The following is a 15,005-nucleotide window of genomic DNA, read 5'->3' on the forward strand; positions in this document are numbered from 1 at the left end:
CAACATCAGGAAAGACATCATGTTGAAACGCATTGCCCTCGCCGCCTGTACCGTTCTGCTGGCCGGCAACCTGTTCGCCGCGGAAAACCCTCGCGTACTGCTGACCACCAGCCTGGGCGAGATCGAGCTGGAGCTCGAAGCGGAAAAGGCACCGATCAGCGTCGAGAACTTCCTCGGCTACGTCGGCAGCGGCTTTTATGACGGCACCGTGTTCCACCGCGTCATTCCCGGGTTCATGGTCCAGGGCGGCGGCTTCGGCGAAGGCCTGAACCAGAAGCCGACCAAGGCCCCGATCAAGAACGAGGCGGACAATGGGCTGCACAATGTGCGCGGCACCGTCGCAATGGCCCGGACCCAGAACGTGAATTCGGCTACCAGCCAGTTCTTCATCAACCATCGCGACAACGATTTCCTTGATCACGGTGGCCGCGACTTCGGCTACGCGGTGTTCGCCAAGGTCGTACGCGGCATGGAGGTGGTCGACCAGATCGCCCAGGTGCCCACCGGCAACCGCGCCATGATGCAGAACGTGCCGCTGACCCCGGTGAAGATCATTACCGCGAAGAAACTCTGATCCCCGAGGGGCCGGTTCACCGGCCCTTTTCATTTCTGCCGGCACATACCCGGCTGCCGCCAGCGTGCGAAACCCTCGACCGACAGGAGATCGCGACATGACCGAACTACAAAGTCCACTGAACACCCCGGAAGGCGAAGCACAGCTGCTGCAGGACCTGCTCAGCGCGGAGCGCGCCGGGGCCAAGGTGGCCGGCGACTCGTTGCAACAACCCTGCACGCCCGAGCAACGGCAACTGCTTGAGCAGGTCCGTCAGGGTGAAATCGAAAGCTGCAAGTTGCTGCTCAACTGCCTGCAGCATCTGGGGCTGGAGCCCAACAAGGACACCGGCACCTTCTACGGCAAGGCGATGGCCATCGAATCGCTGGACGAGCGCCTGCCCTTCATCGACAGGGGCCAGCAATGGGTGATCCGCAAACTGCGCGAGTACCTGCCGGGATGCCAGGACCCGCTGTTGCGTAGCGAACTGCAACGCATGCTGCTGATCCACGAGGAGAACAGCGCCGCCTCCCACGCCTGAGACAAACGACTAGCTGCCGGCCTGCCGGTACGGCAGCGCCTGGCGCGCCGCCTCGGCGTACGCCAGCACCCCCGCATGTTCCTGCTGGAGGAAATCCGCTACCGCGGCGCGCAACCCGGGGTGCTGCAGATAGTGCCAGGAGCGCGTGATCACCGGCTCGAAGCCACGAATGAGCTTGTGCTCACCCTGCGCCCCGGCATCAAACCGCTCCAGGCCGCCCGCGATGGCCTGATCGATACCCTGGTAAAAGCACGTCTCGAAGTGCAGCCGGTCGAACTCCGCTAGACAGCCCCAGTAACGACCGTACAGGCCAGACGCACTGCGCAGGCTGAAAGCCATCGCCACCGGCCTCGAGCCCTGTAACGCCAGCACCACGCGAATCGCCTGCGGCATGCGCTCGGCCAGCAGGCTGAAGAATTGCCGAGTCAGATAGGGCGTCTGACCGCGGACCTGATAGGTGTTGGCGTAGCAGGCATAGACGAAATCCCATTCCGCCTCGCTGAGCTCGTGCCCATCGCGCCACTCGAAGCTGATGCCCTGCCCCGCCACCTGTTCGCGTTCCTTGCGCAACTGCTTGCGCTTGCGCGAGGTCAGTGCATCGAGAAAGTCCTGAAAATCGCGGTAACCACGGTTGTGCCAATGAAACTGGCAGCCGATGCGCTCCAGCCAGCCATCCCGCCCCGCCAGCAGCTGATCAGTCTGCTGCTCGCTGAAATTCACGTGGAGCCCCGACAGTTCCTGCCTTTCAAGCCCAGCGGTGAGTACATCGAGCAGCTCACCGGCAGCCTGTACGTCGCCCAGCAGGCGACTGCCGGCGACCGGGGTGAAAGGCACCGCGCAAAGCAGCTTGGGGTAGTAGGCGATCCCGGCTCGTTGGCAGGCATCCGCCCAGGCCCAATCGAACACGTACTCACCGTACGAATGAAACTTGCGATACAGCGGCAAGGCTGCCTGCAACGCGCCCTGCGGGTCGCGCAGCAGGAGATGGGCAGGTTGCCAGCCGCTACGCCCACCCACGCTGCCGCTGTCTTCCAGCGCGCAGAGGAAGGCGTGACGAAGGAAGGGCTGATCATCGCTCAGCAGCGCGTCCCATTCGGCGGGAGGCAGTTCGGCGAGGCGGTACAGGGTCTGGATAGGCATGCGCGCAGTCTGGCCTGTCCCGCAGGCGAAAAAAAGCCCCGCCAGGGCGGGGCTCAATGGAGCATCACGGATGAGGCGATGTTTTAGAACACGTACTGGGCGCGCAGGCTGATGGCGTCGCCGTCGTCGTCGCCATTGGCGTTTACCACGTCGTCCACGCTGGTCTTCAGGTAGTTGGCCGAGAGCTTCACCGACTCGTTGGCGTACCAGTTGAGACCGATGGTGTGGGTCTTCGCACCAGCTTCTGCGCTGTCCAGCGCACCGACATAACCGCTCGGTGCAACACCGGTTTCATCGACGGTAATGTCGTCGAAGCGGTAGAACACTTCCCACGCACCGATCTGCTTGTTCTCCGGCTTGATCTTGTCGAACTTGCCGCCGTCGAGCTTGTAGGAGCGCGACTCACCGGTGAGGGTGTAGGCCAGCTGCACGTTGTAGCCGGTGGCTTCGAGGTCTTCGAAACCTTCCATGCCATCGACGGTACGGGTCAGGTATTCACCCTGCACCGAGAACGGGCCGATCATGTAGGCCGCTTCCAGGCCCCAGGCCTGATCGGTCCCGTCGGTCATGGTGCCGCCGAAAGTGGCACGGTTGCCGTTGGCGCTGTCTTCGGTGGTGCCGCGCACCGACAGGCGCGGACGGATGCGCTCGCGGTAGCCTTCTTCCAGGTCACGCTTACCGAAGCTGGCGCCGAAGTGCAGCACCTGGTCCTTCTCGACGATCGGAGCTACCACGCCACGCAGCACGAAGCTGGTGTTGTTGGAGCCATCTTCATCTTCCAGCATGTCGGCACCGGGGTCGGGGGCGTCGGCGTCGACGTCCTGACGGTAAGCACCGGCTTCACCGTGGAACATGCCGACAGTGGTACGCACGCGGATGCCTTCGCCGTCTTCGTGGCTGTTCAACCAGGGCGCCAGGTCATAGATCGCCGAGCGCTCGATGGCGGTGATCCACTTGGAGCTGACGGCTTCTTCCAGGCCAAAGGTCGGCTTGATACGACCAACCGAAACCTGGACCGGCTTCCAGCCGTTGTAGTGGATGGCCAGCTCGTCCCAATCGCTGTCATCGTTGCCAAAGTTGCGGTTGAAGGTGTAGCCCCAATCGGTGAAGGCAACACCGGAAATCTCCAGACGCGCACGACGGAAGTAGGTCTCATCTGCGCGCTCGCCGTTCTTGGTGTAGAAACCATCGAAGCTGTCGGCATCAGCCTGCAGACGGCCATTGATCTTGAACGAGAACTCCTTGTCGGTGGTTCCGACCTCCAGGCCGCCCTTGGTCTTGATAACGAGATCGGCGCCGTCAGTGGTGACGGTACCGGCGAAAGCCTGGGCGGAAACGGCCAGAGCCAGAGCGCTGGCAGCGAAACCGGCGAAGTGCTTACGGATCATCCAAAATTCCCCTTTATGTTTAGCGTCGGAAACACACGAGATGGGCTCTTTGTGTTGGGGGGAATCTTGGCGACGGCGTATGTCAGCCAAATGGCTGATATGTAAAGCTTTTGTGACAGCGGAACTTTCCGTGGAGCCGCATCACAGAGCGGCTGAGGCACTTTTTCGTCAGCTGCGAACGTTGCGCTCGCTGGGGCGTCGGGCTCCGGCGACCAGCTTGTCGACGGCCCTGGCGGCTGCAACCATGCCGAAACTGGCGGTCACCATGGTCACCGCGCCGAAGCCTCCGGCGCAGTCGAGCTTGACCCCCTCGCCAACGAAGCTCTTGCTCTGGCACACGCCGCCGTCCGGCTTCGGGTAGCGCAACTGCTCCGTGGAGAACACACAGGGCACGCTGTAGGTGCGCCCCGGCGTGCGCGAGAAGTTGTATTCGCGGCGCAGCAGCGAGCGCACCTTTGCCGCCAGCGGATCGTTGAAGGTCTTGTTCAGATCAGTGACCTGGATCTGTGTCGGATCGACCTGTCCACCGGCGCCGCCGGTGGTGATGATCTGGATCTTGCGGCGCTTGCACCAGGCGATCAGCGCCGCCTTGGCCGGCACGCTGTCGATGCAGTCGATGACGCAGTCCATGTCTTCGGTGATGTACTCGGCCATGGTTTCGCGGGTGACGAAATCCGCCACTGCATGAACCTGGCAGGCCGGGTTGATGGCGCGAATACGTGCGGCCATCTCGTCGACCTTGGCTTTGCCCACTGCGCCATCGAGGGCGTGAATCTGCCGGTTGGTATTGGTGATGCACACATCGTCCAGGTCGAACAGGCTGATCTCGCCTACCCCGCTGCGCGCCAGCGCCTCGGCCGCCCACGAGCCGACGCCACCGATGCCGACCACCGCCACATGCGCAGCCGTCAGCCGCTCGAGGCCGATGCGGCCATACAGGCGGGCAATACCGCCGAAACGCTGATCATCGATAGACATGCCGACTCCCCGGAAAAAACCTGGCGATTATAAGACCTCAGCACGCCACGACCACTGCATCCAGCCGTCACCGCAACCGCGCCTTTGCTTTAATATGGCGCCCTTTCCCCGCCGCACCGGAGCCCTGATGACCGCGCCTGCCCTCTCCCCGACGCTCGAACTCGCCTGCGAGCTGATCAATCGCCCATCGGTGACGCCGCTGGATGAAGGCTGCCAGCAGCTGATGAGCCAGCGCCTGGCGGCCTGCGGCTTCGCCATCGAGCCGATGCATATCGAGGACGTGGAGAACTTCTGGGCCATTCGCGGCAACGAAGGCCCGGTGCTGTGCTTCGCCGGCCACACCGACGTGGTCCCTACGGGCCCGCTGCAGGCCTGGCAGAATCCGCCGTTCAGTGCGCGCATCGACGAGCAGGGCATGCTCCACGGCCGCGGCGCGGCAGATATGAAAGGCAGCCTGGCGGCGATGGTCGTGGCAGTGGAGCGCTTCACAGCCGATCACCCGAATCACAAGGGGCAGATCGCCTTTCTCATCACCAGTGATGAAGAAGGCCCTGCGCACCACGGCACCAAGGCCGTCGTCGAGCGCCTGCGCGAGCGTGGCCAGCGCCTGGACTGGTGCATCGTCGGCGAACCGTCGAGCACCGCCTTGGTAGGTGACGTGGTGAAGAATGGCCGCCGCGGCTCACTCGGCGGCACCCTCACCGTACGTGGCCAGCAGGGCCATGTGGCCTATCCGCATCTGGCGAAGAACCCCATCCACCTGGCCGCGCCTGCGCTGGCTGAGCTCGCCGCAGAGCACTGGGACGACGGCAATGCCTTCTTCCCGCCGACCAGCTTCCAGATCTCCAACCTGAACGCCGGCACCGGCGCCACCAACGTCATTCCCGGCACGCTGGAAGCGGTGTTCAACTTCCGCTTCTCCACCGAATCCACCGTCGAACAGCTCAAGCAGCGCACCGCCGCGATTCTCGACAAGCACGGTCTGGACTGGAACGTGGACTGGGCACTGTCCGGCTTGCCGTTCCTCACCGAACCGGGCGCGCTGCTCGACGGCGTGGCCAAGGCAATCCGCAGCGTCACCAGCCGTGAGACCACGCCGTCCACCAGCGGCGGTACCTCGGACGGGCGCTTTATCGCCACCCTCGGCACCCAGGTGGTCGAGCTCGGCCCGGTCAACGCGACCATCCACCAGGTTGACGAACACATCCTGGCCAGCGATCTCGACCTGCTGACCGAGATCTACTACCAGACCCTGGTGAACCTGCTCGCATGCTGATCTGCCCGATCTGCCAGGCGCCGCTGAGCGCGCTCGACAACGGCGTGGTCTGCGCGGCCAACCACCGTTTCGACCGCGCGCGTCAGGGTTACCTGAACCTGCTTCCGGTGCAGCACAAGAACAGCCGCGATCCGGGCGACAACCAGGCCATGGTCGAAGCACGGCGACGCTTTCTCGACGGCGGCCACTATGCGCCGCTGGCCCGACGCCTCGCCGAGCTGGCCGCCGAACGCGCGCCGCAGCGCTGGCTGGACATCGGCTGTGGCGAGGGCTACTACACCGCCCAGCTGGCCGAGGCATTACCGGACGCCGAAGGCTATGCACTGGACATCTCCCGCGAAGCGGTCAAGCGCGCCTGCAAACGCGCGCCGCAACTGGAATGGCTGGTGGCGAGCATGGCCCGCGTGCCGCTGGCCGATGCCAGCTACGACCTGCTCGCCAGCGTGTTCAGCCCGCTGGACTGGCAGGAGGCGCGACGCCTGCTCGCACCCGGCGGCGGACTGCTGCGCATGGGACCGACCCGCGAGCACCTATGGGAGCTACGCGCCCGGCTCTACGACGAGGTACGCGACTACGATGACGAGAAGCACCTGTCGCTGATTCCCGAAGGCATGCGCCTGGCCCACAGCGAAACCCTCAGCTACGAGCTGCAGCTGGACAACGCCCAGGCCCGTGCCGACCTGCTGGCGATGACCCCGCACGGCTGGCGCGCCAGCGCCGAGCGCCGCGCCGCCGTGATCGACAGTCACCTCAGCGTGCGGGTTGCGATACGCTACGACTGGATCGAACGCACACCCTAGCGTCCGTATATTTGCCTACGACCAAAACCTCGCACCACCACATAAGGCAGTCGCCCATGCGTCAACCCGATATCGAGATCTACCTCAGGGATGCCAGTCAGGAGGCCGTCGGCGAGTGGCTGGCCCAAGCCATTGGCTCATGTTCCGCCTGGCAACAGAAAGGCCAGACCTTCAAGTGCAGCGCCGCCGGCATTCCGGTGACCTGGCTGCCGAAGGCGGTGGGCAAATGGCATTGTCTGCTGCTGGAAAGCGATGCCACCCCTTGGGACGATGACCTCGCCTGCGCCCGCGCGGCGTATCAGGCTTTGGGTGTGGAAATCCGCTGCGCGCCAGGCGGCTGGCAGGAAGAGGAAGCCGTTGAAGAGGCCGACCGCTGGATCCGCATCAGCGATGACGGTGAAGAGGAAATCGTCTGGCGGACGGGCTGATCGGCATCGGCCGTATCGCTCATCCGTGGTGGACCGAAACCACCGAATAGCAAAACAAAGCCCGTCACTTGGACGGGCTTTGTCATTGCGCAACCGAAGTTACACGCCGGCGACGTCTTCGGCCTGCAGGCCCTTCTGGCCCTGGGTTACCGAAAACTCCACCTGCTGCCCTTCGGCCAGCGAGCGGTGGCCGTCGCCACGGATCGCGCGGTAATGCACGAACACGTCGGCGCCATTACCCCGCTGAATGAATCCATAGCCTTTTGCATCGTTGAACCACTTGACGGTTCCGGTCTCGCGCTCAGCCATTACCACTTCTCCAACTCGCTTTTTGTTATTCCTCGGAAGAGGGGTCGACGGTCAGGCCTTCGTGCATTCGGCTCCGGCGCAAATGCGACTCGAACGCGACCGTTGCCGGAGTATAAAACAACGATTTTCGCTGTCAGCCTCTTTTTTCCGCTGCGGATTTGACACCCTCACCCGCCCCGGCCAATGCCGGAACGGGTGCTCTGTTCAGGCGCTCCGGCGGCGGCGCCATAGCCACAAGGCGAGCACGCCCAGGGTCAGCAGCAAGGGCACCAGAGCGATGTTGGCGAACTTCAGCGTACGCCCCAGCGCTTCGATATCGGCATTGAGCTGGTAGCGCACCTCACGCAACTCCTTGCGGATACGCACCTTCTCCTGCTGGAACTGACGCAACGCCTGCTCCTGCTCAGCCGTCAGCTCCAGCGCCTGCTCCGGCTCCGGACTCTGCAGCTCGGCCAGTTGCTGCTCGGTATCAGCCAGGCGCTGCTGGAGCACTTCTTCCTTCTCGCGGAAACGATCCTCGGCCTCGCGTTGCAAGGTTTCTACCATCACGAACGGACGGGTGAAGCGACCACGCGAACGCACGCTGATCAGCGCATCGGTGCCGGAAAGGTTGTCCAGCGCATTGATCACGAACGCGCCGTTGTCCGCCCACGGCTGCGGAACGCGCTGGCCGAAGAAGTCCTGCACCTGCACCCACATGCGATCACTCAGCAGATCGGTATCGGCGACGGCGATCACGTTGATGTTCTGGCTTTCCTTGATGCCCTCTTCACGGCCTTCGATGCCGTCCGGAAAGGCAGTTTTCGCCGGCCCCTGGATGCGCGCCGCCAGGGTGTAGCGCTCGCCGGTCGGCTCGAGACCAAGCAGCAGGGTTTCCGGGTTGTCCAGCGTGGCGAAGCGCTCGGCCTCCACCGGCATGGCGTAGTCGGAACTGCCGAACAGCGGCGTGAAGCGCGTCGTCGCGTCCTCCAGCGGCTCCAGAATGCCGGCGCTGGCGATGGTGATGTTTTCCAGCGCGGCGGTGGTCACGTCATCCTGATCCAGCGCGTTGCGCGGCAGGCTCAACCAGCCTGCGTGGCGCACCGGACGGCGCTCCGCACCGACGCCAACCGACATCGCGTAGGCTGCATCGACCAGCGCCTGTTGCGGCACCATGCGCACGCCCCAGGCCTTGAACAGTGGCTCGAGGTCGGACGCACGCTCCTCGCCGAATTCTCCTGGACCGATGCCCATGCCCGGATCGGCCTCGCTGTGCGGATCGACGAATACCAGCAGCTTGCCGCCACGCAGGACGAACTGGTCGATGGCGTACAGCGTCTGCTCGGGCAGATCCTTCGGGTGAATCAGCAGCAACACCGAGACGTTGGTCGGGATCATGTCCACATCGCGGCGCAGGCTTTCGATATGGAACAGCTGGCGGACTTCCTCCAGCACCATCCACGGCGGCGTCGCCTGCTGAGTCCGCATGTCGAAACCGCCGGTCAGCTGCAACCCTGACAGCACGCCGACCACCGGCAGCTCGCCACTAGCCAGGCCCTGCACCAGGCGGCTGATCTCGTACTCGAGAAACTCTTCCTGATCCAGCGGGAAGAACGGAATGATCTGCGTGCTGCCCTCGGCATTGGTGCCGGCGAGGCCGAAGTAGATCTTGTCACCGCCCTGGTTGAGCGGCACCGCCTGCAGGCCGAACTCGGCGGCACGGTCCTCCTCTTCGGAGAACGGCTGCGGGTCGATCACATGCAGCTTGAGCTTGCCAGCGGAGGCCCGCTCGTAGGCCTTGAGCATCTCCTCGACGCGACGTGCGTAGTTGCGCAGCGCCACCAGCTCCTTGGAGGTCTCGTCCGAGTAGAAGAAGTGCAGTTCGATCGGTTCCTTCAGGCCGTCAAGAATGCGCTCGGTGCCCTCGGAAATGGTGTAGAGCTTCTGCTCGGTCAGGTCGAGCCGCGCATTGGTGAACAGCATGCCGGACACGCCGTTGAACAGCAGAAATGCCAGTGCGATCAGCAGCAGCCCGGCACCGGAATAGATGATTCGTTTCATGTCTGTTCCCTCAGGCGGCTTTCTTCAGATCGACGACCACGGCAGTGGCAGCCAGCCAGGCGACGATCAGCGTGACGAAATACAGCAGGTCACGCAGGTCGATCACACCCTTGCTGATGGAATCGAAACGGATCAGGAAGCTCAGCGAAGCCACCGCATCGATCAGCCACTGCGGCGCCCAGGCGAAGGCATCCAGCACCATCGGCAGGCCGCTGACGATGAACAGGAAACACACCGCCACCGCGAGGATGAAGGCGATCACCTGGTTCTTCGCCAGCGCCGACATGCACGAGCCGATCGCCAGAAACGCACCCGCCAGCAGCCAGCTGCCGAAATAACCAGCGACGATCACACCGTTGTCCGGCTCGCCCAGGTAATTGACGGTGATGACCATCGGGAAGGTCAGCAGCAGCGCGATGCCAGCGAATACCCAGGCGGCGAGGAACTTGCCGGTAACCGCCTCGAAGCGGGTGATCGGCAGCGTCATCAAGAGCTCGATCGAGCCGGACTTGCGCTCCTCCGCCCACAGGCGCATGGCGATCGCCGGCACCAGGAACAGGTACAGCCAGGTATGGAAGCTGAAGAACGGCGTGAGGTCGGCCTGGCCGCGCTCGTAGAAACCGCCCAGGTAGAAGGTGAACACCCCGGAGAGCACCAGGAAGATCACAATGAACACGTAGGCCAGCGGCGTGGCGAAATAGCTGCCCAGCTCGCGCTTGAAGATAACCGGCAACTGGGTCATAGCGACTCCCCGCGAGTCAGGTTACGGAACACCTCATCCAACCGGCCGCGTTCCACGTCCAGCTCCTTCACCACCCAGCCATGCTGGGCGATCAGCGCACTGACCTGAGGGAAAATCACCTGCCCCGGCCGCGCCAGCAACGTCAGGCTGTGCTCGGGCTCGTTGAATTCGACACCGGCCACGCCGGGCAACGCGGCCAGGGCAACGTCGTCCAGCGGACCGTCGCTGACCAGCGTGACGGCCTGGTGATATTTCGACCGGCTCTCCAGCTCCAGCGGCGTGCTGTCGGCCACCAGTCGGCCCTGGGCGATGACCACCGCGCGGGTGCAGACCGCACTGACCTCTTCGAGGATATGCGTGGAGATGATGACAATCTTGTCCTGCGCCAGCCCCTGGATCAGCTGACGTACCTGGTGTTTCTGGTTCGGATCGAGGCCATCGGTAGGCTCGTCGAGGATCAGCACCTGCGGATCGTGCAGGATCGCCTGGGCCAGGCCGACGCGACGCTTGAAGCCCTTGGACAGCGTCTCGATGGACTGCCCCAGCACGTTCTCCAGCTCCACCTGGGCGACCGCGGCTTCGACCCGCTGGCGCTTGTCCGCACCACGGAAGCCGCGGACTTCAGCGATGAACTCGAGAAAACCGCGCACCGTCATGTCGCCGTAGCAGGGCGCGCCTTCGGGCAGATAACCGATCTGCCGCTGGGCCTGCAGGGTCTGGGTGCGAATGTCGTAGCCGAGGATGCTCGCCGTGCCCGACGTCGGCGCGAGAAAGCCGGTTAGCATCTTCATAGTGGTGGACTTGCCGGCACCATTCGGGCCGAGAAATCCCAGCACCTCGCCGCGCTGGACCTGGAATGACAGGTCGTCGACCGCGGTGTGCTGGGCGAAACGCTTGGTCAGGTTGCTTATTTCGATCATGGACTCTCACCAGTGCACCAAAGGCCCTGGCGTGCCGCCGCGCGACCCGAGCCAGGTCCTGCAAAAATGCCGGCGGCACTATAAGAACAGCAACCCGACGAATGCAACCAGTCCCTAGACTGAGAGGACTACGCTGTTCATCACCGCTCTGCGCGCAACTCGCTATAAGGCCATGCCGCACGGATCGCAAACGCCCAAAATGCCGGCAGAGATTGAGAGACTTCCAGGCCGGCATGCGGCGACGCGCCAAGCCATTAGCAAGGACAAACCATGAAACTACGCAGGTCCAGAGAGCGAGCGAAAGTACATCTCTGCTGTTTGTTTGGCGCCATGGCGTGCTCAGCGTACGCCAGTGAGCCTGCGGAGTTTCCAGACGCACAAACCAGTGATCCAGCGACAATGGGATGGATGGTTGGCTCGCCGCCACCGGCTGATCGAATCCTGCGCTTCGAGGATGGCAGTTATTTTCGCTTCCCGCAGATGCGCTGGAGCGTCGCCAACTTTCGACAGCTGATGCCTACCGTCAATGTCTCACGCGGGTTAGGTGAGTCTTCACTACTCGAGCACCAGCCAAGCAATGAGATCGATGCGCTGACATTCGTCCCTCTTGGTGGGGGCGAGCCAATGACCTGGCAGCAATCGCTGCAAGCCAATTACACCGACGGCATCATCATCCTTCACCGCGGGAAACTGGTGTACGAGCGCTATTTCGGCGTATTGAAGCCGCAAGGACAGCATGCTGCCATGTCGATTACGAAAACCTTCACCGGTACATTGGCGACGCTTCTTGTGGCCGAAGAAAAGCTGGATCCCGAACGTCTGGTCGCAGATTACGTTCCCGAGCTGGCAGCGTCGGGTTTTGGCGATGCCAGCGTACGTCAGCTGATGGATATGACCACCGGCATTCACTTCAGCGAGGATTATGCGGACCCCAAGGCCGAAGTATGGGCGCACGCCGCCGCCGGCAATCCGCTGCCGAAACCCGCTGATTACCAGGGGCCACGGACCTATTACGAATTTCTGCAAACGGTCAAACCGCAAGGTCGTCATGGCGAGGCCTTTCATTACCGCACCGCAAATTCCGACGCTCTGGGCTGGGTAATCGCGCGAGTGAGCGGGCGGAACGTCGCACAGCTGTTGTCGGAGCGCATCTGGAGCCGCTTGGGCGCGGAACAGGATGCCTACATGTCGGTAGACTCCATCGGTACGCCGTTTGCCGGTGGCGGCCTGAATGCCAGCCTGCGCGACCTTGTGCGCTTTGGCGAAATGATGCGTAACGAAGGTCGATACAACGGCACTCAGATCCTGCCGCCGGAAGTCGTGGCAGATATCCGTGGTGGAGCAAGTCGAGACGACTTTGCGAAAGCCGGTTATCGACTGCTACCCGGCTGGAGCTATCGCAACATGTGGTGGGTCAGCCATAACGAGCATGGCGCTTTCATGGCCCGCGGGGTCCACGGGCAATCGCTTTATGTAGATCCGCTGGCGGAGATGGTGATCGCACGATTCGCCAGCCATCCAGTGGCGAGCAACGCGGCAAACGACCCTACTTCCTTGCCCGCCTATGAAGCGGTCGCCAGGCATCTGCTGAAACGCCGCCGATAGCGTGCGGAAGGTGCGAACACCCCTGGATTGAACGGCCTGTGATGACAGTTCTGAGCGACCTCCAGACAAAGCGCCTGCTTCTGCGGCAATGGTCGCCTGCCGATCGTGCACCGTTCGCCACGATGAATGCGGACCCCAGGGTCATGCGGCACTTCCCCGTTCTGCTCAGTCGGGCCGAGAGCGATGCAATGGCTGACCGCTGCCAGGCGCTGATCGAAGAACGCGGCTGGGGGTTCTGGCCGTCGAGCTGAAAGCCAGCGGCGCATTCATCGGCTTCGCCGGTCTGCATACGCCGTCGGCAACCTTGCCGTTCTCGCCGTGCGTGGAAATAGGTTGGCGCCTGGCGGCTGATTACTGGGGCCAGGGATTGGCCAGCGAGGCGGCGTGGGCCGCGCTAAAGACAGGGTTCGGCACGCTCGATCTTTCCGAAATCGTATCCTTCACTACTATCGAGAATCGACGTTCACGCGCCGTGATGGCCCGTCTCGGCATGCGTGAAACGGAGGTGTTCGAGCATCCAGGGGTACCCATCGGCCATCCGCTTCGCCGGCACTGCCTGTATCGACTGGATCGCGAACACTTTGCGGCGCAGTTGGCTGCAGCTGAATGACCGTTCATTCACGATTGGCTGGACTTCGCTGGAAACCCTGTTAGAACGGCACGCGCATAGCCGGACCCTGATCCCCACCCTACGGATATTCTTCAATGCCTCAGCTGTTCCTCGCGCTTCTGTTCCTCGGCTTTTCCGGCTTCGCTCATGCGGAAGATGCCGATATCGCCCGGCTGTTCGACGAGGCTGGCGTGGACGGAACACTGGTGATCGAATCGGCTGAAACCGGCCAGCGCTACGTTCACAACGAAGCCCGCGCGAAGCAGCCGTTCACCGCCGCATCCACATTCAAGGTGCTGAACACGCTGATCGCGCTGGAGGAAGGCGCCATCGCCGGCGCCGACGAGATCATCCCGTGGGACAACACCCGTTACGAGATCGAGGCCTGGAACCGAGACCAGACGCTGAAGAGCGCCTTCCAGGTCAGTTGCGTCTGGTGCTATCAGTGGCTGGCGCGGCGGGTGGGTGCGGCTGACTATCCGCCACACATCCGCCAGGCGCATTACGGTCAGCTGCGCGAGCCCTTCAACGGTACCGAGTTCTGGCTGGATGGCTCGCTGACCATCAGCGCCGAGCAACAGATCGAGCTGCTCAAACGCGTGACCGCGCGCAGCCTGCCGTACCGCAACAGCAGTTACGACACATTGAAGACGGTGATGCTCACCGAAGCCGCCAAGGACTATCGCCTCTACGCCAAGACCGGCTGGGCCGCCCGCAGCACGCCCGGCACCGGCTGGTACATCGGCTACGTGGAGACTGGTGAGAATACCTGGCTGTTCGCCTTGAACCTGGACACCCGAACCGTCAGGGACCTGCCGTTGCGTCAGCAGATCGCCCAGAACGCATTGCGAGCCAAAGGCATTCTGCCGGCGGACTGAAGCAACTCAGCATCTCAGCAACCCGGGTGGTGCGCCTATGCGCCCATCCAGAACAACCTCCTGGGAAATCCGCCATGCGCAACGATGAAATCAAGGCCATCTTCGACCAGCAGGCAACCAGCTACGACGAGCGCTGGGCGAGAACCGCGCCGATTCGCGAGGCCCTGCATTTCCTTCTGGAAGCCGTATTTGCCAACCTTCCAGCCGATGCCCGGATTCTGTGCGTCGGTGCCGGCACCGGCGAGGAAATCGCATACCTGGCGAGGCGCTTCCCGCGCTGGAGCTTCACCGCCGTCGAGCCCTCCGGTGCAATGCTCGAGGTGTGCCGCAACAAGGCGATCGAGGGCGGCTACGCCGAGCGCTGCCAGTTTCATGAGGGCTATCTGCAATCGCTGCCCGAGCAGGACGCCTTCGATGCCGCGACGTGCTTTCTGGTGTCGCAATTCATTCTGGAGCCTGAGGCCCGTACGGAATTCTTCCGTGCCATCGCTAGCCGGCTTCGTCCAGGCGCACGCCTGGCCAGCTCCGACCTGGCATCGGATATCGCCTCGGCCGAATACACGGCCCTGCTCGAAACCTGGATGAACTTGATGACCGCGGCCGGCATCCCGGCCGCCGGTGTGGAGCAGATGCGCGCAGCCTACTCCCGCGATGTGGCGGTGCTGCCTCGCGAGCGGGTCGCAGCCATCATCGAATCCGGCGGTTTCACCGACCCCGTCCTGTTCTACCAGGCCGGGCTGATTCGCGCCTGGTACTCGACGCGGTCAACGGTCGATGCACAATAACGCCGCCGCATG

15 protein-coding genes and 1 pseudogene are annotated in these 15,005 nt (G+C 63.2%); 9 read left to right on the top strand and 7 right to left on the bottom strand.

Annotated features, from left to right (window positions below; genetic code table 11):
* The first annotated feature begins 19 nt into the window (after positions 1-19).
* Positions 20-574 carry a peptidylprolyl isomerase gene (locus tag BM275_RS00245; RefSeq protein WP_090518919.1) on the top strand — a complete coding sequence of 185 codons (555 nt, stop codon included), beginning with the start codon at positions 20-22 and terminating at the stop codon, positions 572-574.
* Between the two features lie 97 nt (positions 575-671).
* Positions 672-1,094: a DUF6306 domain-containing protein gene (locus tag BM275_RS00250; RefSeq protein WP_090518920.1), complete on the top strand. Its 423-nt coding sequence runs from the start codon at positions 672-674 to the stop codon at positions 1,092-1,094.
* A gap of 9 nt (positions 1,095-1,103) precedes the next feature.
* On the opposite strand, the gene BM275_RS00255 is transcribed toward BM275_RS00250, so the two are convergent.
* The 3 genes from BM275_RS00255 to tcdA all read right to left on the bottom strand — a co-directional run bounded on the left by BM275_RS00255 (position 1,104) and on the right by tcdA (position 4,600).
* Positions 1,104-2,234, bottom strand: coding sequence for a GNAT family N-acetyltransferase (locus BM275_RS00255; RefSeq protein ID WP_090518921.1), 1,131 nt, complete (start codon positions 2,232-2,234; stop codon positions 1,104-1,106).
* An 83-nt stretch (positions 2,235-2,317) separates the two neighbouring features.
* The gene (locus tag BM275_RS00260) at positions 2,318-3,622 is read right to left on the bottom strand and encodes an OprO/OprP family phosphate-selective porin (RefSeq protein WP_090518922.1); all 1,305 of its coding nucleotides are present in this window, start codon (positions 3,620-3,622) and stop codon (positions 2,318-2,320) included.
* Positions 3,623-3,790: 168 nt separating this feature from the next.
* On the bottom strand, positions 3,791-4,600 hold the full coding sequence (gene tcdA / locus BM275_RS00265) for a tRNA cyclic N6-threonylcarbamoyladenosine(37) synthase TcdA (protein ID WP_090518923.1): 810 nt from the start codon (positions 4,598-4,600) through the stop codon (positions 3,791-3,793).
* A gap of 127 nt (positions 4,601-4,727) precedes the next feature.
* Here tcdA and dapE point away from each other — a divergent pair, with 127 nt between their 5' ends.
* Genes dapE through BM275_RS00280 form a run of 3 tightly spaced genes read left to right on the top strand, consistent with a single transcriptional unit; the run spans position 4,728 to position 7,104 of the window.
* Positions 4,728-5,876, top strand: coding sequence for a succinyl-diaminopimelate desuccinylase (gene dapE, locus BM275_RS00270; protein WP_090518924.1), 1,149 nt, complete (start codon positions 4,728-4,730; stop codon positions 5,874-5,876).
* Positions 5,870-6,676 carry a putative RNA methyltransferase gene (locus BM275_RS00275; RefSeq protein ID WP_046621181.1) on the top strand — a complete coding sequence of 269 codons (807 nt, stop codon included), beginning with the start codon at positions 5,870-5,872 and terminating at the stop codon, positions 6,674-6,676. Before dapE ends, BM275_RS00275 begins: the two co-directional genes overlap by 7 nt.
* Before the next feature lie 56 nt (positions 6,677-6,732).
* Entirely contained in the window at positions 6,733-7,104 is a 372-nt protein-coding gene (locus tag BM275_RS00280; RefSeq protein WP_003303949.1) for a hypothetical protein, read from the top strand.
* 99 nt (positions 7,105-7,203) lie between these two features.
* Here BM275_RS00280 and BM275_RS00285 read toward each other — a convergent pair whose 3' ends face one another.
* The 4 genes from BM275_RS00285 to BM275_RS00300 form a co-directional block, all read right to left on the bottom strand.
* Entirely contained in the window at positions 7,204-7,413 is a 210-nt protein-coding gene (locus BM275_RS00285; RefSeq protein WP_003283763.1) for a cold-shock protein, read from the bottom strand.
* 204 nt (positions 7,414-7,617) lie between these two features.
* Positions 7,618-9,453 (bottom strand): GldG family protein, encoded by a 1,836-nt coding sequence (locus BM275_RS00290; protein ID WP_090518925.1) that lies wholly within the window; start codon positions 9,451-9,453, stop codon positions 7,618-7,620.
* 10 nt (positions 9,454-9,463) lie between these two features.
* Positions 9,464-10,195 (bottom strand): ABC transporter permease subunit, encoded by a 732-nt coding sequence (locus tag BM275_RS00295; protein WP_014820009.1) that lies wholly within the window; start codon positions 10,193-10,195, stop codon positions 9,464-9,466.
* Positions 10,192-11,115, bottom strand: coding sequence for an ABC transporter ATP-binding protein (locus BM275_RS00300; RefSeq protein WP_090518926.1), 924 nt, complete (start codon positions 11,113-11,115; stop codon positions 10,192-10,194). The genes BM275_RS00295 and BM275_RS00300 overlap by 4 nt, the downstream gene beginning before the upstream one ends.
* 270 nt (positions 11,116-11,385) lie before the next feature.
* On the opposite strand from BM275_RS00300, the gene BM275_RS00305 reads away from it, so the two are divergent.
* The 4 genes and pseudogenes from BM275_RS00305 to BM275_RS00320 all read left to right on the top strand — a co-directional run bounded on the left by BM275_RS00305 (position 11,386) and on the right by BM275_RS00320 (position 14,993).
* Positions 11,386-12,720: a serine hydrolase domain-containing protein gene (locus tag BM275_RS00305; RefSeq protein ID WP_090518927.1), complete on the top strand. Its 1,335-nt coding sequence runs from the start codon at positions 11,386-11,388 to the stop codon at positions 12,718-12,720.
* 122 nt (positions 12,721-12,842) lie between these two features.
* A pseudogene (locus tag BM275_RS00310) lies at positions 12,843-13,330 on the top strand (GNAT family N-acetyltransferase).
* Positions 13,331-13,425: 95 nt separating this feature from the next.
* Positions 13,426-14,208 carry a class D beta-lactamase gene (blaOXA, locus tag BM275_RS00315; protein ID WP_090518928.1) on the top strand — a complete coding sequence of 261 codons (783 nt, stop codon included), beginning with the start codon at positions 13,426-13,428 and terminating at the stop codon, positions 14,206-14,208.
* Positions 14,209-14,282: 74 nt separating this feature from the next.
* On the top strand, positions 14,283-14,993 hold the full coding sequence (locus tag BM275_RS00320) for a class I SAM-dependent methyltransferase (protein ID WP_090518929.1): 711 nt from the start codon (positions 14,283-14,285) through the stop codon (positions 14,991-14,993).
* Positions 14,994-15,005: the final 12 nt, after the last annotated feature.

Source organism: Stutzerimonas kunmingensis (assembly GCF_900114065.1).
In the GTDB taxonomy this organism is placed as follows: Bacteria; Pseudomonadota; Gammaproteobacteria; order Pseudomonadales; family Pseudomonadaceae; genus Stutzerimonas; species Stutzerimonas kunmingensis.